The organism is Pseudoxanthomonas sp. 22568, assembly GCF_052044485.1.
GTDB classification, from domain to species: Bacteria; Pseudomonadota; Gammaproteobacteria; order Xanthomonadales; family Xanthomonadaceae; genus Pseudoxanthomonas_A; species Pseudoxanthomonas_A beigongshangi.
The window spans coordinates 294,302-312,905 of the sequence record NZ_JBQENC010000004.1 but is presented as its reverse complement, the minus strand read 5'-3'; the positions used below and the strand labels follow the sequence as shown (position 1 = coordinate 312,905).

The window sequence follows — 18,604 nt, the reverse complement described above, 5'->3', positions numbered from 1 at the left end:
GCCAATACTGCGTGAGGATCAACTTACGGAAGTTCCGCCCGGCGGTTGCCGGTTCCGGGCGGCTTCGGCGTGGCATCCGTTGACAGGACCGGATTCGCCGGTCCGCCGGGAAACATCATGCGTACCCCATCGTTGGCCGGCTGGTTCCTGCCGCTGGCGCTCGCCTGCATCCCGGCCGTGCACGCTGTCGAGATCACCGGCATGAAGGATTTCCCGAACCTGCATGGCCGTTACGCGCCGGGCGGCGATTGCCAACGGCAACCGCGGATCGCCGTCGATGCCAGCGGTATGGTCTTCGAGCTCGAAGGACGCAGCGAACGGGTGGCGCGACTGGAGTACGCGGCCAGCTACGGCGGCAACTTCTACGAAGGCAGCAGCCAGTGGTTCTTTCCGTTCGGCCGCGAGGGCGTCTATCCGGTGCTCATGACCTTCAACGCGGACGAAAAGCCGGGGGTGCTGAGCTTGACGCCGCACGACGAGGGATACGCCGGTGGCCCGCCGCTGTCGCCGCGCAATCGTGCGCTGGTGGCCGGTTCCCCCTACCTGCGCTGCCGCTGACCCGGCAGGTTCACGGGCCCGCCTGCCACTCCGCGTAGTAAAGCCGCCAGTCGTCGCCATCCCGGCGCCAACCGGTGGTGACCCGATACGATTGGGCGCTATCGGGGAGCCAACGCCCACGGCCGGAACCGGTCAGCAGTGCGTCGAAACGAATCGTCGCGGTGTCGCCCTGCAGGCTGACCTCCAGCGGCCCCGTGGTCACCCCGATACTGTCTCGGGCCAGCAATTGCGCGCGCAGCAGGTTGTGCAACGCAGCACGATCCATGCCCGCCGGGCCGGAGAAATCTTCGGCGACCCCGTCCATCGCCTCGGCCGGCTGGCGCTCTTCGACCGCCTGCTGCAAGGCCGCGAACTGATCACGCAGTTGCTGTTCCGGCGAGCTCCGGCTGCATCCGGCCAGTACCAGCATCACCGCCAGCATCGCGCCGATCCATCCGGGCAACGCAGCGTGCCGCCGCAGCATCGGGATTACGCCCTTCGCACCCTTCGCCTTTTCCATCCGGAACGGTATGCTCCCTGTCGTGGACCCCACGCGGCGCGCAGGCGCCGACACTGCAAACATACCCGAAGCATGGCCCTGGGGAGGGAGTAGAAGATGAGTCAAGACCGTCCGTGGTTCAAGAGCTATCCGGAAGGCGTTCCGCACGAGATTGATCTGGATGAATACCGCTCCATCGTCTCGGTGCTGGAGACGGCCATCGACCGCTACCGCAACCGTCCGGCGTTCTCGAACTTCGGCAAGAGCCTGACCTATGGCGAGATCGACACCCTCAGCAAGCAGTTCGCCGCGTACCTGCTCGGCGAGCTGAAACTGAAGAAGGGTGATCGGGTCGCGATCATGATGCCCAACTGCCTGCAGTACCCGGTCGCCATTTTCGGCGTGCTGCGTGCCGGTCTGACGGTGGTCAACGTCAATCCGATGTACACCCCGCGCGAACTGCGCCACCAGTTGTCCGATTCCGGCGCCAGCGTGCTGCTGGTCGTGGACAATTTCGGCAAGACCGTGCAGGAAGCCATTCCCGGACTGGCCTCGCTCAAGCAGGTAATCACCACCGGCCTGGGCGATCTGCTCGGCTTCCCGAAGGGACCGCTGATCAACTTCGTGCTCAAGTACGTCAAGAAGATGGTGCCCGATTACGACATCGCCGGCACGGTCCGCTTCAAGGACACGCTGACCCTGGGCCGCCTGCATGCCCTGCCCGATATCGACATCGCACCGGAAGACATCGCCTTCCTGCAATACACCGGCGGCACCACCGGCGTGGCCAAGGGCGCGATGCTGACCCATCGCAACATGGTCGCCAACATGCAGCAGGCTTCGGCCTGGATCGGCCGCGACGTCAAGGCCGACGGCGAGCTGATCGTCACCGCGCTGCCGCTGTACCACATCTTCGCGCTCACCGCGAACTGCCTGGTGTTCATGAAATTCGGCGCGGCCAACCACCTGATCACCAACCCGCGCGACATGCCGAACTTCGTCAAGGAGATCAGCAAGATCCAGTTCACCGCGATCACCGGCGTCAACACGCTGTTCAACGGCCTGTTGAACACGCCCGGCTTCGACCAGGTCGATTTCTCGCGCCTGCACCTGACCCTCGGCGGCGGCATGGCGGTGCAGCGCGCCGTGGCCGATCGCTGGAAGAAGGTCACCGGGATCACCCTGGTGGAAGCCTATGGCCTGACCGAAACCGCACCGGCAGCCTGCATCAACCCGATGGATCTGAAGGACTACAACGGCGCCATCGGCCTGCCCATCCCCTCCACCGACGCCTGCCTCAAGGACGACGACGGCAACCTGGTCGCGCTCGGCGAGGTCGGCGAACTGTGCATCAAGGGGCCGCAGGTGATGCGCGGCTACTGGCAGCGTCCGGAGGAGACCGCCAAGGTCATCGACGCCGAGGGCTGGCTGCATACCGGCGACATGGCCAAGATGGATGCCGAGGGCTTCTTCTATATCGTCGATCGCAAGAAGGACATGATCCTGGTGTCCGGCTTCAACGTGTACCCCAACGAGGTGGAGGACGTCATCGCCGGCCTGGAAGGCGTGCTGGAAGTGGCCGCCATCGGCGTGCCGGACGAACGCTCGGGCGAGGCGGTCAAGGTGTTCGTGGTCAAGAAGGACCCTGCCCTGACCGAGGAGAAGATCAAGGCGTACTGCCGGGACAACTTGACCGGGTACAAGCAGCCCCGCTACATCGAATTCCGGACCGAACTCCCGAAGACCAACGTCGGGAAAATCCTCCGCAAGGAGCTCCGGGAGCCGCCCCAGACCGGGGCCACCCACTGAAATCGGAAGGCCGGCGCAAGCCGGCCTTTCTTTTTGTCCGTCAAAACTTTAGGGTTAAATTTGAGATTTTCATCACATTTATGAACGATGGGAAGGGATAAATGCTGTCCCCGACCGGTCAGTCAGTGTGCGTCGTCTTTTCACTATCCGTTCAGGTGTAGCATCGCGCCGTGCCCAGCACGTCCCCAATACCAATCCCCACACCATCGGCCACAGGCCACCAGGAGTCGTCATGAACAACGTCGAAAAACTGCAGCGCACCCGCAATTTCTCCACCATCCGCGTGGAGTCCGCGCCCGATGGCAACAGCCATTGGATGTACATGCACAACGACGCTGGCAAGGGTTCCCGGCCGTGCTTCCGCAGCGAGCTGCTGGATGAAATGTGGAGCTTCACCTCTTCGATCACCCTGCGCGAGAGCGAGCGCCAGTCCGGTCGCCTGCGCCATTTCGTGCTGGCCTCGTCCGCGCCGGCGTTCAACCTCGGCGGCGACCTGGATCTGTTCGCCAAGCTGATCCGCAGCAACGACCGCGAACACCTGCTGTCGTACGCCCGCCGTTGCATCGATGGCGTGTACACCCTGCACACCGGACTGGGCGGCGACGTGCGCACGATCGCGCTGCTGCAGGGCGACGCGCTGGGCGGTGGCCTTGAGATGGCGCTGGCCTGCCACACCATCGTCGCCGAGGAAGGCGTCGAAATGGGCCTGCCGGAAGTCCTGTTCGGACTGTTCCCGGGCATGGGCGCCTATTCGTTCCTGTGCAAGCGCGTCTCGCCGCAACTGGCCGAACGCATCATCCTGGAAGGCAACATGTATTCCAGCGAGGAGTTCCACAAGATGGGCATCGTCGACATCCTGGTGCCGAAGGGCCAGGGCGAAGCCGCCGTGCAGGATCTGATCCGCCAGCAGCAGCGTGCGCCCTACTCCCACCTGGCGATGAACACGGTGCGCGGCCTGGCCCAGCGGGTCAGCTACGACGAACTGATGAACATCACCGAAGTGTGGGTCGATACCGCGCTGGCGCTGGGCGACAAGTCACTGCGGATGATGGAGCGCATCGTGCGCGCGCAGGAAAAGCGTGCCATGCAGGCCGCCTGATCGACGATCGAATCGCAGCCAACTACAGGGGGCGGGGACGGCGCGACGCTTCCCCGGATGGCGGGACGGCCGTGGCCGCCCGCCTGAGCCATCCCCTTTCCGCCATCACGCAACCGCCGATCAGTTGCGCTCGTGGCTGCCGTGATCGGGCGAATGGCGTGACCGTTCGCGTGCTTCCAGCGCCGCCCTGCCCTGGGCCAGATAGGAATTCACCGCCGCCAGACGTTGCCGCCACTCGCGCGCGATCTGCCAGTCGGCCAGGCGCATCAGTTCACTCGCCGCCGCCGCCAGCTTGATCAGGCCCAGGTTGCTGGCCACGCCCTTCAGCGCATGCGCGTGATCGCGCAGGTGTTCGCCCTGGCCATGTTCCATCGCGTGCGCCATCGCGCCGATGCAACCGTCGGCATCGTTGAGGCACTGCGCGATGAATTCGCGCTCGAAGGCTTCGCCCATGCCCAGCGCGCCGAGTTCGTCCAGCACGGTCATGTCGAGGATCTCGTCGCCCGCCCGCATCGCGGTGGTCGGCACCGGCGCCTGCGCCTGTGCCTGCGAAGTGATCGAACCATTGGTGGCGATTTCCGCCAGCGTATCCAGCAGGCGGGTCGCCACCACCGGCTTGGCCAGGAACGCGCGGGCACCCGCGCGTTCGCAGTTGCGGATGGCGTCCGGGGTGACGTCGGCGCTCAGGATCACCACCGGCGTGCGCTGGCCGGAGCCGGCTTCCATCACCCGCAGTTGCTTCAACAGATCCAGGCCGCTGACATCGGGCATGTGCAGATCGCAGATGACCGCATCGTAGTCGAAGGAATCCAGGGCGTTGAGCACGTCCTCGCCGCCATTGACGCAGGTCACCCGGTGACCGGCCTTCTGCAGCAGGCGCTGCACGACCATCCGGTTCGCCTCGTGATCGTCGGCGACCAGGATCTGCATGCTGCGCACCCGCGCGCGATGACGCAGGAACGGATCGGAGAACGCGATGATGTTTTCGGCGCCGGGCTTGGCGTTGGCGTCGTCGAGCCAGTTCGCCGGCACCTGGATGGCCGGGGTGACCTCGCGCGGCTGCACGGCTTCGAACGGCAATTCCACCCAGAACGAGCTGCCACGCTGTTCGCTGCTCTCGAAACCGATGGTGCCGCCCATCGCCTCGGTCAGGCCCTTGGCGATGGTCGTGCCCAGGCCGGTACCGCCATAGCGGCGCGCCAGGCTGACGTCGGCCTGCTCGAAGGCCTCGAACAGGCGTTCGCGGACCGAGGCGGGAATGCCGATGCCGGTATCGGTGACGGTGAAGCGCAGCCGGTTCGGACTGCCGGCCAGGGCGACCTGCAGGCGCACCTCGCCCTTGTCGGTGAACTTGACCGCGTTGCCGGCCAGGTTCAGCAGGACCTGGCGCAGGTGTCCGGAATCGCCGCGCAGCACCGCGGGCACGTCGTCGTCGAAGTGCACTTCGTAGTTGAGCTGCTTGCCGCGCGCCTGCGGCAGCAGGATCAGGCCGATGCTCTCGACCAGCTCGCGCGGCGAGAAATCGACCACGTTGAGCTTGAGTTTTCCGGCCTCGATGGCCGAGATGTCGAGCACGTCCTCCACCAGCGCCAGCAGGCTGCGGGTGGAAGCCTGGATGGTCGACAGGCATTCGCGCTGTTCGCTGTCCAGGCGGGTGGTCGCCAGCAGTTCGGACATGCCGGCCAGGCCATTGAGCGGCGTGCGGAATTCGTGGCTCATGTTGGCCAGGAAGCGGCTCTTGGCCTCGTTGGCCCGGCGCGCCTCCTCGGTGGCGCGGGTCAGGTCGCGCAGCAGGCCGGACAGGTACATCGGGACCGCGATCAAGCCGACCCACAGGCCCAGGCCGAGATTGAGGTTCTGCTGCCAGTACGGGCTGACCGTCAGCACGATGCCGAAGCTGATGCAGGCCGAGGCGACCGCGCCGAGCAGATAGCGGTTGCCGTAGCGCAGGCCGTTGCCGACCGTCACCCACATCAGGATCACGTACAGCCAGGCCAGCGGCTCGCCCTTGAGCACCATCGCCACGGTCATCAGGCCGTAGTCGGTGAGCATGCCGATGACCCGGCGGACGTGCGACTTGCCGGGCTCCAGCAGGATCGCGATGAACAGCATGAGGCCGACCGCGGCACCGACCCCGCTCATGGTCGCGGACCAGCGGTACACGTCCGGCGGCAGCGTGCCGTACAGGGCGGCAATGCCCATGTAGGCGATCACGCCGGTGAAGATGATCACGCGGATCGCCGTCTGGCCGTGCTCACTGTCCGGCCGGTTGGCCAGACGATGCTTGATCCATGAGACCAGATTGCGTTCCATGACTCATTCCATCCCTGGACGGCTCTGCACCGTCGAGTAGCGCTCGCAGATGTCGTCCAGACGTTCCCGCCCGCGGATGAGCGCATCCACGCAGGAGGGGTCGAACAGGCGGCCACGCTGGGCGTACAGGTACGCCAGCGCCGCGTCCTTCTCCCAGGCCTTCTTGTAGGGCCGGGGCGAAATCAGCGCGTCGAACACGTCCGCAACCGCCACTATCCTGGCTTCCAACGGAATCTCGTCGCCGACCAGGCCATCGGGATAGCCGCTGCCGTCGTAGCGCTCGTGGTGGCGCAGCGCGATGATCGCACCGGTCTGGATGAAACGGTTCTGGCTGCCCGACAGCAACTGGTGGCCGATCTTCGGGTGCCGGCGCATCACGTCGGTCTCGTCATCGGTCAACGGACCGGGCTTCATCAGCACCGAATCGGGAATGGCGATCTTGCCCATGTCGTGCAGCGGGGCGGCCAGCTCGATGGCGCGGACCTCGTCCTCCGGCAGGCCCAGTTCGTCGGCGATCAGCGCGGCCACGTGGGCCATGCGCTCCAGGTAGGCGCTGGTGCCGCTGTCGCGGTACTCGATGGCGCGGGCCAGCCGCGACAAGGTCTCGCGCTCGCGCTCCTCGACCTCGTGCATGCTCGACAGCAGCCGCTGTTCCAGCGACAGGGCCCGCTGCTTGACGTTCTCGGACTGCTGGCGCAGTTGCAGCAGGTTGCGGCAGCGGGCACGCAGTTCGCGCGGACGGACCGGCTTGACCAGGAAATCGATGACCCCGGCTTCCAGCGCCGCCTGCCGGATCGGCTCGTCGCCGACCACGGTGATCAGGATGATGGGAATGTCGCGGTGCAGCGGCAGCCGGCGGAAGCGGCGGGCGAATTCCAGCCCGTCCATGCCCGGCATGCGGTAGTCCAGCAGCAGCAGATCGGTGCGGTTCTTCTCGCACCATTCCAGCGCGACCTGGGGATCCCCGAAGTCGTGCACGCTCAGTTCCGAGGCAATGTCCTCGATTACATGGCGCAGCATCGTGCGCGCCGAAGTCTGGTCATCGACGATGACGATATTCAAAGCGCTTCCCGCCCCTTGTGGCCACATGAAGTGACTGTCGGGCAAGGATACTCCGGCGATGGCTGCGCTGGCATCTAGCATGGGAACCGTTTCCTGCGTGTGTCGCTGACCACTGCTGCGGGGGATTCGCGGTCGTTGGCAGGTCAGGAACCCGACGCCGAACCACGGAGCGTGGGATTTTTGACGCAGAAAGCGTGCCAGTGCGGTTCAGGTCGCCGCCGGGAAGACGAAATCGGGATAGCAGTCACACAAAACGCCCGCAGGGCGGGCGTTTTGGCGAAAACGGACGGACGGTTCCGGCCGCGGAAGGGGCGCCACTCACAAGGTCCGGACGCGGTGGATGACGGGTTCCGGGCCTGCAAATCGACCCACCGCGTCACCTGGCCTGTCGCGGCACGACCGTTCGCGTCAGCCGTGGTGTTCCGGACGCATGTACGGGAACAGCAGCACGTCGCGGATCGAATCCGAACCGGTCAGCAGCATCACCAGCCGGTCGATGCCGATGCCCAGCCCGCCGGTCGGCGGCAGGCCCACTTCCAGGGCGCGGATGTAGTCGGCATCGTAATGCATCGCCTCGTCGTCGCCGCCCTCCTTGGCCGCCACCTGGGCCTGGAAGCGCGCGGCCTGGTCTTCCGGATCGTTGAGCTCGGAGAAACCGTTGGCCAGCTCCTTGCCGTTGATGAACAGCTCGAAACGATCGGTGTAGCCCGGGTCGTTGTCGTTGGCGCGCGCCAGCGGCGACACCTCGACCGGATGATCGGTGATGAAGGTCGGCTGGATCAGGGTGTGCTCGACGGTCTTCTCGAAGATCTCCAGCAGCAGCTTGCCCCAGCCGTAGGACGGCTTGATGGCGATCTTCAGGCGCTGGCAATGACCCGCCAGGGCCTCGCGGTCGGTGCAGTCGGCCAGGCTGATCTCGGGATTATGGTGGCGCACCGCCTCGTCCATCCGCCAGCGGCGGAACGCCGGCTCCAGGTCGATGGCCTGGCCTTCCCAGTTCACCGCGCCGGTGCCCAGCACTTCGTGGGCGACGTCGCGGATGACCGACTCGGTCAGGTCCATGATCTCGTTGTACGTGGCGTAGGCCTCGTACAGCTCGAGCATGGTGAATTCGGGATTGTGGCGGGTGCTGACGCCTTCGTTGCGGAAGTTGCGGTTGATCTCGTAGACACGCTCCAGGCCGCCGACCACCAGCCGCTTGAGGTACAGCTCCGGCGCCACCCGCAGATAGAGATCCATGTCCAGCGCGTTGTGGTGGGTCACGAACGGCTTGGCCGCGGCGCCGCCGGGGATGTAGTGCATCATCGGCGTTTCCACTTCCAGGAAGCGGCGCGCGTCCAGCCATTCGCGGATCGCGCGGATGATGCGCGAGCGCTTGATGAAGACATCGCGCGCCTCCGGAGTGACGATCAGATCCACGTAGCGCTGGCGATAGCGCTGCTCGACGTCGGAAAGCCCGTGCCACTTGTCCGGCAGCGGGCGCAGCGCCTTGGTCAGCAGGCGCAGCCGGTCGGCCTTGACCGACAGTTCGCCGGTCTTGGTGCGGGTCAGCGCGCCCTCGGCGGCGACGATGTCACCGATGTCCCAGCCCTTGAAGGCGTCATAAGTGTCGCCCAGCGCGTTGGCCTGCAGGAACAGCTGCAGGCGGCCGGATTCGTCCTGGATCTGCACGAAGCTGGCCTTGCCCATCACCCGCTTGGCCATCAGCCGCCCGGCGACGCTGACCCGGCGGTTGGCCGCTTCCAGGCTCTCGGCGGTCCACAGCTCGCCATCGGCGTACTGGGCCTGCAGGTCACCGGCGTAGTCGGCGCGGCGGAAGTCGTTCGGATAGGCGATGCCCTGCCCGCGCAGCGCCGTCAGTTTCGCGCGGCGCTCGGCGATGAGGCTGTTCTCGTCGGCGTGGGGCGTCGGCACGGGGGGCTGTTCGGTCATGGCGGGAATATGGATGGGGAAACGTGGGTGGGTGCGGCCGGGACCGCGGGCTCGGGCGGAGCGCGCGGCCCCGCCCGGTGATTATGCGTCGATGCGTTTGGCGCCGGCTTCCAGGCCGGTCTTCAGGCTGGCTTCGAGGAACTCGTCCAGGTCGCCGTCCAGCACCTTCTGGGTATCGGTGCGCTCGATGCCGGTGCGCAGATCCTTGATCCGGCTCTGGTCGAGCACGTAGTTGCGGATCTGGCTGCCCCAACCGATGTCGGCCTTGGTCGCTTCCAGCGCGTTCTTCTCGGCGTTGCGCTTCTGGATCTCGATCTCGTACAGCTTGGCCTTCAACATCTTCATCGCGCGATCGCGGTTGGCGTGCTGGCTGCGCTCGGTCTGGCAGGCCACCACCACGCCGCTGGGCACGTGGGTGATGCGCACGGCCGATTCGGTCTTGTTGACGTGCTGGCCGCCGGCGCCGGAAGAGCGGTAGACGTCGGTCTTCAGGTCCGCCGGATTGATCTCGATGTCGATGTTGTCGTCGACTTCCGGCGCCACGAACACCGAGGTGAAGCTGGTGTGGCGGCGGTTGTCCGAGTCGAACGGCGACTTGCGCACCAGCCGGTGCACGCCGATTTCGGTCTTCAGCCAGCCGTAGGCATAGTCGCCCTCGACCCGGAAGGTCGCCGACTTGATACCGGCCACTTCACCGTCGCTGGCTTCCATCAGTTCAACCTTCCAGCCGCGCGACTCGGCCCAGCGCAGGTACATGCGCAGCAGGATTTCGGCCCAGTCCTGGGCCTCGGTGCCACCGGCGCCGGCCTGGATGTCGACGAAGGCGTTGGCGCTGTCCATCTCGCCGGAGAACATGCGCTGGAATTCCAGCTTGTCGACCCGGCCGGCGAAGCGCTCCACGTCCTCGACCACCGCCTGCGCGGTTTCCTCGTCGTTCTCGCTCTCGGCCAGTTCCAGCAGTTCGCTCGAGCCGATCAGCCCCTCGTCGATCTCGCGGATGCCGTTGACGGTCTTGTCCAGCAGCGAGCGCTCGCGGCCCAGTTGCTGGGCGTATTCGGGGTTGTTCCAGATATCGGGGCTTTCCAGCTCCCGGTTCACTTCTTCCAGGCGTTCGCGCTTGGAATCGTAGTCAAAGATACCCCCGTAGCGAAACCAGCCGGCCCTGCAGGTCGGCGATGCGCTGGCGGATGGGATTCAGTTCGATCATGGCGGGAGGTGGGGGCACACAGAGGAACCGGGGATTGTAACAAGCCGCCGCCGACCCCGCCCGCCCGAAGCGTGGAGCGGCGGCTTCTGGGAGCATTCCTATGGGGCCGGGCCGCCGCCCGACCCAGAATCTCCGCTTTTCCGAGTCCCGATCCGTCATGAAATCGAAGTTCCGCCCCATCCTCGCGCCAGCGTTGTTGGCGCTGCTGGCCGCCGGCTGCGACGGAAACGTGCGCTGGAGGCACCCTGCCCCCGACGAAGCCCTGCTCCGCCAGATGCTGTCGGACATCAACGGTTTCCACGTCACCGGACACGGGGGCCGCGAGGACAATACCCTGCTGTCGCCAGAGCGGGCCCGCGCCATCCTGGCGCGGCAGCAGGTTCCCGACGAGGGCACCCCGCCGTTCCAGTTCACCGAAGTCAGCGGCCGTGTCATCACCATCCGCGGCTATGGTCAATTCATTCCCGCGGGTGACCTGTCCCGACCCCGGCGCCGCCACCTGTACCACTATCGCGGAGAACTGACCCACGCCGCCTATGCGCTTCGGCACATGGCCCCGGCGGTATGCGATCTGAGGCTGTATACGAAGCCGCAGGCTCTGGAATTCACCTGGATTGACGGCAGCGCCGGTCACGGCGTTACCCAGGCGATGGAGTTCGACGGCGAGCTCAGCGCGGATTGCCATTACGTGGAGACGGAAGGAAACGGCTCGCCGATACGCTATGACATCCTCCAGGGCTATCAGCCCTACGCGCGCAAGCGCGGCCGCGTCCTTTCGATCAAGATGTTCTGAAGCGCGCGCGCAGCCGGCCCGATGCGCCGGCACGCGTGATGGCGTCAGGCACCTGCGCTCCCCTCCTGTTCCACGCCGGTGCGCGAACGCAACGCCGTCCGATGGCGGCGACTGCATGGCAACACGGTGCCGTCCTTGAGATGGATGCGCGCATCGCCGGTATCCAGCGGTTCGATCGAAACCACCTGATCGAGATTGACCAGATAGCTGCGGTGGACACGAACGAAACGCGCCGGGTCCAGCTTGGCTTCGATGCCGGCGATGGTGCTGCGCAGCGGATAGTCGTGACCGCGCACGCGCAGGTTGACGTAGTTGCCCGCCGCCTGCGCCCATTCGATGTCGCTGGCCGCGACCAGGAACTCGCGGCCCAGCTTGCGGACCAGGAACCGTTCCGGCCGTTCCACCGGCTCCAGCGGCGGGCCTTCGTCGGGCACGTCGAGCAGGCTGGCCTCGCCCTGCCAGCGGCGCAGCAGGAAACGGTAGACCTCGATGGTCGCGACCGCCCAGATGAACGTGCGTATGTCCTTGAGGTACTCGTAGAAGAATTCGCGCGCCCAGGGACCGAAGTCGTACTCCGAGCCCTGCCAGCGATAGGCCAGCATCCGCAGCGCGACCATGCCCGCCACGTGCAGCAGCGAGTAGACCACGCTGGCCAGCAGGTACCAGGGCAACTGCCGCCGCAGGGTATCCCAGTGCAGCGGGAAACGGCGGGTGAACGCGACCACCGCCGGCACCAGCGCCAGCAGCACGATGCCGCTGGAACTTTCCCAGACCACTGGTTCCCAGTCCGCGATCCGCAGGCCGGCCCGATGGACATCCATCACCGTGGTGATGCTGTTGCCGACCACGTTGACCAGGATGCCGATTACCCAGAAGCCGACTTCAAGGCTGCGGCGCCAGGGCTGGAAACGGCGGTAGAGCGTGTCGGAGGAAGATGCCATTGGCGCATTGTAGGTGCGTGCGCCCCCGTGCGCCCCGCTACGGCAGCGCCACCCAGTGGCGGACCAGCAACTGGATTCCCCGGCGATCCTGGTAGTCGTCGGTGTCGAGCTGAAAGACGGCGTGGACGCGTCTCGGTCTTGCCTGTTCACGCCAACCGCCGAACTGGATGGCGCCCAGCGGCTGCGCGCGCCCGGGCAGGCGCAGCGAGAACTTCAGGTGTTTCGCGCCGACCACGCGCCAGTCGATCACCTCGAACTCGCCGTCGAACAACGGCTCGGGAAAGCCCTGTCCCCAGGGCCCGCCGTCGCGCAGCGCCTCGGCGTGGGCGCGGTCGAACTCTTCCGGCAGCAGTTCGCCGTCGCTCAGCCATTCGGCCTGCAGCAGGCTGTCGTCCAGCCAGCGCGTGGCGACGTCGCGGAACGCGACTTCGAAGGCCGCCAGGTTCGCCTGCGCCAGGCTCAGGCCGGCGGCCATCGCGTGGCCGCCGAATTTCTCGATCAGGCCCGGATGCGTCGCATCGACCGCCGCCAGCGCGTCGCGCATATGGAAGCCGGGAATCGAACGCGCCGAACCGCGCAACGAAGTCGCGCCGGGCTCGGCGGGCGCGAAGGCGATGACCGGGCGATGCAGGCCATCCTTGATCCGCGAAGCGACCAGCCCGACCACGCCGGGATGCCACTCGGGATCGAACAGGCACAGCGCCAGCGGCGGTTCGGCTTCCACTGCCGCGAGCTTCGCCAGCGCGATCTGCGCCTCGTCGACCATCTGCTGCTGGACGCCGCGCCGCTCGGCGTTAATTTCGTTGAGGGTGGCGGCCATCCCGCGCGCCTGCTCCAGGTCGTCGCAGAGCAGGCATTCGATGCCCAGCGACATGTCCTCCAGGCGTCCGGCGGCATTGAGCCGTGGCGCGATCGCGAAACCGATGTCGGACGCGGTCAGATGGCGGGCATCGCGGCCGGCGACCTCGATCAGGGCGTGCAGGCCCGCGCTGCCCTGCCCGCCGCGCAGGCGCCGCAGGCCGGCGCCGACCAGGGCCCGGTTGTTGCTGTCCAGCGGCACCAGATCCGCCACCGTGCCGACCGCGACCAGATCCAGCAGCGGGGTCAGGTCCGGTTCGCCCTGCGGCCATCGGCCGCTTTCGCGCAAACGGCGACGCAGCGCGAGCAGCACGTAGAAGGCCACGCCCACCCCGGCCAGCGCCTTGCTGGGGAAGCCGTCCTCGCGCAGATTGGGATTGACGATGGCATCGGCCGGCGGCAGCGTCTCGCCGGGCAGATGGTGATCCGTCACCAGCACCTGCCAGCCCTGNATGCCCGCATGGCAGGCGATGCCGTGGTCGACAGTGACCAGCAGTTCGGGTTGCAGCGTCGCCAGTTCGTCCACCAGCGAGGGCGACAGGCCGTAGCCATGCGCCATCCGGTTGGGCACCGTCGCGGTGACCCGCGCCGCGCCCAACGCGCGCAAGCCTCGCACCATCAAGGCGCACGCGGTCGCGCCGTCGCAATCGAAATCGCCGACCACCACGATGTGCCGGCCTTCGTCGATGGCCGCCTGCAGCAGGCGGCCGGCGGCATCAAGGCCGCCGAGCGCATCGGGGGGCAGCAGTTGCGCCAGGCGCGGCTGCGCCCCGGCGGCGGCACTGACACCACGGCCGGCGTACACGCGTCGCAGCAAGGGCAGGATCTGCGCCGGCCATTCGCCGGCGACCACCGCTTCCCGCCGGCGGATCCGGGGCGAAGGGGTCACGCCGTCAGCCCGGCGGCCGCGCCGTCCAGACGCGCCAACGGACGACGCCAGAAGCGCCAGCGTTGATCGCGGCGCAGGGTGAAGCGCTCGCCGTCCTCGAAGTCCAGTTCCAGCGCAAGCAGTTCGCCGCGCGCCAGCGCGGCCAGCAGGGGTTGCAGGGCGTCGCGCGCGAACACCTCCGGCTGGCGCAGATGGCGCAGATCGATGAGCGCGTCGACCGCGCCGCCCTCGCCTTCGGCGGTCACGCCGGCTGCGAGCGCGAGCGCGCGCAATAGCGTGTCCTGTCCCTTGACCTGGCGGAACCGGGTGCCCACCGACTGCGGCAGGCGTCCGCCGCCCCAGAACCACAGGGAATTCACCGGGGCCTTGCCCGCAGCCACGCGGCGCGCGTTCCACGGATGGTTGTGCAGCACGATCTGCGCTTCGGTCAGCAACGCGCGCCAGCGGCGGCCGTCGTCGCCCTCGGGCAGATGCGCGAACAGGTCATCGCCGAGCACGTCGCCGATCGGCGCGAACGCCGGCAGCCGCGCATCCGGCGGCAGGCGCAGGTACCAGCGCGAAGGTTGTGGCGCATCCAGCAGCACGCCGGCATCGCCGAACAGCGGCTTCAATGCCGGCAGCAACTGCGCGGTGTCCTCGGCGTCCAGCGCCAGCGCCTCGCCGTAGGCGAGCATGCGCGCGCCATTCATGTCCGGCGACACGCGCGCGGGATCCGCGCGCAACCAGGTGGCGCCTTCGGCATCGCCGGCATCCAGTTGCCGGGTCAGCGCGGCCACCGGCCAGTGGTCGGGCACCAGCCGGAAGTGCCGGCGCAGTTGTTCCCGCTCGCCCGCGTCCAGCGTCTGGCGATCCGCCCGCCCCAGTGCCCTCGCCACCTCGTCGGGCAGGCGTTGGCCTGCCAGGCGGGCGCGGGTGGGCAGCAACAGGGTGGCGGTCGCCATCGCCCGGGTCAGTCGATGTAGCTGACGCCGACGATTTCGTACTCGCGCTGGCCGGCCGGCGCGTCGATGGTGACCGCGTCACCTTCGTGCTTGCCGATCAACGCGCGGGCCAGCGGCGAGGAGATCGCGATCAGGCCCTGCTTGATGTCCGCCTCCAGGTCGCCCACGACCTGGTAGCGCTTCTCCTCGTCGGTCTCCACGTCGGCCAGCGTCACCGTGGCGCCGAACACGATGCGCGAACCGGCGTTGAGCTTGGTGACGTCGATGATCTCCGAATGCGAAAGCTCGCTCTCCAGCTGCTTGATGCGGCCTTCGATGAATCCCTGCTGCTCGCGCGCGGCGTGGTACTCGGCGTTTTCCTTCAGATCGCCGTGCGCACGCGCCTCGGCGATCGCGGTGATGACTTCCGGCCGCTTCACCGTCTTCAGCAGATCCAGTTCCTGGCGCAGCCGCTGCGCGCCCTTCATGGTCAATGGTGCTCTCACCCTTGCAGCTCCTTGTGCAGTTCCTGCAGGGCCCAGACCGGGCCCGTACCGCGGAATTCCAGCGAATGCACCAGCGCGCGGGCGCCGGCGATCGTGGTCGAGTAGGTGACGCGATGCTGGAGGGCCTCGCGCCGGATGGAGAAGGAGTCGGCGATGGCCTGCCGCCCTTCGGTGGTGTTGACGATATACACGATCTCGCCGTTCTTGATCAGGTCGACGATGTGCGGACGGCCCTCGACCACCTTGTTGATCTGCTCGCAGTCCAGGCCATGCTCGCGCAGCCACGCCGCGGTGCCCTGGGTGGCGACCAGGCTGAAACCGCGCTCGACCAGCGCCTGGGCGACCGGCAGCACGCGCTTCTTGTCCGGATCACGCACCGACACGAACGCCTTGCCCGGCTGCGGCGCCTTGATGCCGCCGGCTTCCTGCGCGCGCGCCATCGCCGCGCCGAAGCTGCGGCCCACGCCCATCACCTCGCCGGTGGAGCGCATTTCCGGGCCAAGGATCGGATCCACGCCCTGGAACTTGGCGAACGGGAAGATCGCCTCCTTCACCGAGTAGTAGTCGGGCACGATCTCGACGGTGGCGCCCTGCTCTTCCAGGGTGCGGCCGGCCATGCAGCGCGCGGCGATCTTGGCCAGCGCCATGCCGGTGGCCTTGGACACGAACGGCACCGTGCGCGAGGCGCGCGGGTTCACTTCCAGCAGATAGACGGTGTCGTCGCCGTCGTCGTTGGACTGGATGGCGAACTGGGTGTTCATCAGGCCGACCACGTTCAGCGCCTTGGCCAGTTCCACCACCTGCCGGCGCAGCTCGTCCTGGGTCTTCGCGGACAGCGAGTACGGCGGCAGCGAGCAGGACGAGTCGCCGGAGTGCACGCCGGCTTCCTCGATGTGCTCCATCACGCCACCGATCAGCACTTTGCCAGTGCGGTCGGCGATGATGTCCACGTCCACTTCGACCGCGTTGTCGAGGAAGCGATCCAGCAGCACCGGCGAGTCATTGGACACCTTGACCGCGTCGCGCACGTAGCGCGCCAGGTCGGACTCGCCGTAGACGATTTCCATCGCCCGTCCGCCCAACACGTAGGACGGACGCACCACCAGCGGATAGCCGATCTCTCGGGCCAGCGCCAGCGCCTGCTCGTCGGTGCGGGCGGTGCGGTTCGGCGGCTGCTTCAGGCCGAGCTTTTCGACCAGTTGCTGGAAGCGCTCGCGATCCTCGGCCAGGTCGATCGAATCGGGCGAGGTGCCGATGACCGGCACGCCGTTGGCTTCCAGCGCGCGCGCCAGCTTCAGCGGGGTCTGGCCGCCGTACTGGACGATCACGCCCTTGGGCTGTTCCAGCTCGACGATGGCCAGCACGTCTTCCAGCGTCAGCGGCTCGAAGTACAGGCGGTCGGAGGTGTCGTAGTCGGTCGAGACGGTTTCCGGGTTGCAGTTGACCATGATGGTCTCGTACCCGTCCTCACGCAGCGCCAGCGCCGCGTGCACGCAGCAATAGTCGAACTCGATGCCCTGGCCGATGCGGTTGGGGCCGCCGCCGAGGATCATGATCTTGTCGCGCGAGGTCGGCTCGGCTTCGCACTCGTCCTCGTAGGTCGAGTACAGGTAGGCGGTACCGGTGGCGAATTCGGCCGCGCACGAGTCGACCCGCTTGTACACCGGCTTCACGCCCAGCGCTTTGCGCAGCACGCGCACGGCGGCCTCGTCGGTGCCGGCCAGCTGGGCCAGGCGCGCGTCGGAGAAGCCCATCCGCTTCAGCCGGCGCATGCGGCGCGCATCCAGCGAGCCCAGGCCATCGGCGGCGATCTGCTTCTCGTCGGCGATGATTTCCTCGATCTGGTCGAGGAACCACGGATCGATGAACGACAGCGCGTGGACCTGCTCGACGCTCATGCTGGCGCGGAACGCGTCGGCCACATGGAACAGGCGTTCCGGGCCCGGCGACTTCAGTTCGCGGCGCAGTTGGGCCAGATCGTCCTCGCTGGACAGATCCAGGCCGGTCGGGTCGAGGCCGACCTTGCCGGTCTCCAGTCCGCGCAGCGCCTTCTGCAGCGATTCCTGGAAGGTGCGGCCCATCGCCATCACCTCGCCCACCGACTTCATCTGGGTGGTCAGGCGGGCATCGGCCTGCGGGAATTTCTCGAACGCGAAGCGCGGAATCTTGGTGACGACGTAGTCGATCGTCGGCTCGAACGAGGCCGGGGTCTTGCCGCCGGTGATCTCGTTCTTCAGTTCGTCCAGGGTGTAGCCGACCGCCAGCTTGGCCGCGACCTTGGCGATCGGGAAGCCGGTGGCCTTGGAGGCCAGCGCCGAGGAACGCGACACGCGCGGGTTCATCTCGATGACCACCACGCGGCCGGTCTGCGCATTGACGCCGAACTGCACGTTGGAACCGCCGGTGTCCACGCCGATCTTGCGCAGCACCGCGACGGAGGCATCGCGCAGGCGCTGGTATTCCTTGTCGGTCAGGGTCTGCGCCGGCGCCACGGTGATCGAATCACCCGTGTGCACGCCCATCGGATCCAGGTTCTCGATGGAACAGACGATGATGCAGTTGTCCGCGGTGTCGCGGACCACCTCCATCTCGAACTCCTTCCAGCCCAGCACCGATTCCTCGACCAGCACTTCGGTGGTCGGCGACAGTTCCAGGCCGCGGGTGACGATGTCGATCAGTTCCTCGCGGTTGTAGGCGATGCCGCCACCGCTGCCGCCCAGGGTGAAGCTGGGGCGAATGATGGTCGGGTAGCCGACGCGGGCCTGGATCTCGATCGCTTCTTCCAGGGTGTGGGCAACCGCGGCGCGCGGGCACTCCAGGCCGATTTCACCCATCGCCACGCGGAACAGCTCGCGGTCCTCGGCCATGCGGATGGCTTCGCGCGACGCGCCAATCAGTTCGACGCCGTACTTTTCCAGCACGCCGTGGTCGGCCAGGTCCAGCGCGCAGTTCAGCGCGGTCTGCCCGCCCATGGTCGGCAGCAGCGCGTCGGGCTTTTCCTTGGCGATGATCTTCTCGACCGTCTGCCAGTTGATCGGCTCGATGTAGACCGCATCGGCCATTTCCGGGTCGGTCATGATGGTGGCGGGGTTGCTGTTGACCAGCACCACCCGGTAACCCTCCTCGCGCAGCGCCTTGCAGGCCTGGGCGCCGGAATAGTCGAACTCGCACGCCTGGCCGATGACGATCGGGCCGGCGCCGATGATGAGGATGGTCTTTATGTCGGTGCGCTTGGGCAT

General features: G+C 67.0%; 14 protein-coding genes. 4 read left to right on the top strand and 10 right to left on the bottom strand.

From position 1 onward, the window contains the following. The first annotated feature begins 117 nt into the window (after nt 1-117). Complete coding sequence (locus tag ACTJI2_RS07285; RefSeq protein ID WP_440841593.1) at nt 118-558, top strand: hypothetical protein; 441 nt, start codon at nt 118-120, stop codon at nt 556-558. Nucleotides 559-568: 10 nt separating this feature from the next. Here the strand turns inward: ACTJI2_RS07285 and ACTJI2_RS07280 are convergent, their stop codons facing one another. Next, nucleotides 569-1,021, bottom strand: a complete 453-nt coding sequence (locus ACTJI2_RS07280) for a nuclear transport factor 2 family protein (protein WP_440841592.1) — start codon at nt 1,019-1,021, stop codon at nt 569-571. 132 nt (nt 1,022-1,153) lie between these two features. On the opposite strand from ACTJI2_RS07280, the gene ACTJI2_RS07275 reads away from it, so the two are divergent. Together ACTJI2_RS07275 and ACTJI2_RS07270 are read left to right on the top strand one after the other, a co-directional pair. Beyond that, nucleotides 1,154-2,845: a long-chain fatty acid--CoA ligase gene (locus ACTJI2_RS07275; RefSeq protein WP_183641525.1), complete on the top strand. Its 1,692-nt coding sequence runs from the start codon at nt 1,154-1,156 to the stop codon at nt 2,843-2,845. Between the two features lie 232 nt (nt 2,846-3,077). Continuing rightward, the gene (locus ACTJI2_RS07270; protein ID WP_183641527.1) at nt 3,078-3,944 is read left to right on the top strand and encodes a crotonase/enoyl-CoA hydratase family protein; all 867 of its coding nucleotides are present in this window, start codon (nt 3,078-3,080) and stop codon (nt 3,942-3,944) included. Between the two features lie 120 nt (nt 3,945-4,064). Here the strand turns inward: ACTJI2_RS07270 and ACTJI2_RS07265 are convergent, their stop codons facing one another. The 4 genes from ACTJI2_RS07265 to prfB form a co-directional block, all read right to left on the bottom strand. Beyond that, on the bottom strand, nt 4,065-6,257 hold the full coding sequence (locus ACTJI2_RS07265) for an ATP-binding protein (protein ID WP_440841589.1): 2,193 nt from the start codon (nt 6,255-6,257) through the stop codon (nt 4,065-4,067). A 3-nt stretch (nt 6,258-6,260) separates the two neighbouring features. Then, complete coding sequence (locus tag ACTJI2_RS07260; protein WP_255470022.1) at nt 6,261-7,346, bottom strand: response regulator; 1,086 nt, start codon at nt 7,344-7,346, stop codon at nt 6,261-6,263. A gap of 381 nt (nt 7,347-7,727) precedes the next feature. Further along, nucleotides 7,728-9,251, bottom strand: coding sequence for a lysine--tRNA ligase (lysS, locus tag ACTJI2_RS07255; protein ID WP_440841588.1), 1,524 nt, complete (start codon nt 9,249-9,251; stop codon nt 7,728-7,730). An 81-nt stretch (nt 9,252-9,332) separates the two neighbouring features. Next, a protein-coding gene (gene prfB, locus ACTJI2_RS07250) for a peptide chain release factor 2 (protein ID WP_440841587.1) occupies nt 9,333-10,458 on the bottom strand; the annotation gives its coding sequence in 2 pieces (ribosomal slippage) (nt 9,333-10,382 and nt 10,384-10,458; 1,125 coding nt in all). A 157-nt stretch (nt 10,459-10,615) separates the two neighbouring features. Between prfB and ACTJI2_RS07245 the strand changes: the two genes are divergently transcribed. Further along, complete coding sequence (locus ACTJI2_RS07245) at nt 10,616-11,251, top strand: hypothetical protein (protein WP_440841585.1); 636 nt, start codon at nt 10,616-10,618, stop codon at nt 11,249-11,251. Nucleotides 11,252-11,295: 44 nt separating this feature from the next. On the opposite strand, the gene ACTJI2_RS07240 is transcribed toward ACTJI2_RS07245, so the two are convergent. The 5 genes from ACTJI2_RS07240 to carB form a co-directional block, all read right to left on the bottom strand. Beyond that, a complete protein-coding gene (locus ACTJI2_RS07240) occupies nt 11,296-12,192 on the bottom strand; it encodes a LytTR family transcriptional regulator DNA-binding domain-containing protein (RefSeq protein WP_440841584.1) in 897 nt (298 codons plus the stop codon). A 37-nt stretch (nt 12,193-12,229) separates the two neighbouring features. Further along, nucleotides 12,230-13,939 (bottom strand): single-stranded-DNA-specific exonuclease RecJ, encoded by a 1,710-nt coding sequence (recJ, locus tag ACTJI2_RS07235; protein WP_440841583.1) that lies wholly within the window; start codon nt 13,937-13,939, stop codon nt 12,230-12,232. Beyond that, nucleotides 13,936-14,880, bottom strand: coding sequence for a phosphoglycerate mutase (locus ACTJI2_RS07230; protein WP_440841582.1), 945 nt, complete (start codon nt 14,878-14,880; stop codon nt 13,936-13,938). Before ACTJI2_RS07230 ends, recJ begins: the two co-directional genes overlap by 4 nt. Nucleotides 14,881-14,888: 8 nt before the next feature. Further along, nucleotides 14,889-15,353: a transcription elongation factor GreA gene (gene greA, locus ACTJI2_RS07225; RefSeq protein WP_318289346.1), complete on the bottom strand. Its 465-nt coding sequence runs from the start codon at nt 15,351-15,353 to the stop codon at nt 14,889-14,891. Between the two features lie 8 nt (nt 15,354-15,361). Next, complete coding sequence (carB, locus tag ACTJI2_RS07220; RefSeq protein ID WP_318288995.1) at nt 15,362-18,604, bottom strand: carbamoyl-phosphate synthase large subunit; 3,243 nt, start codon at nt 18,602-18,604, stop codon at nt 15,362-15,364.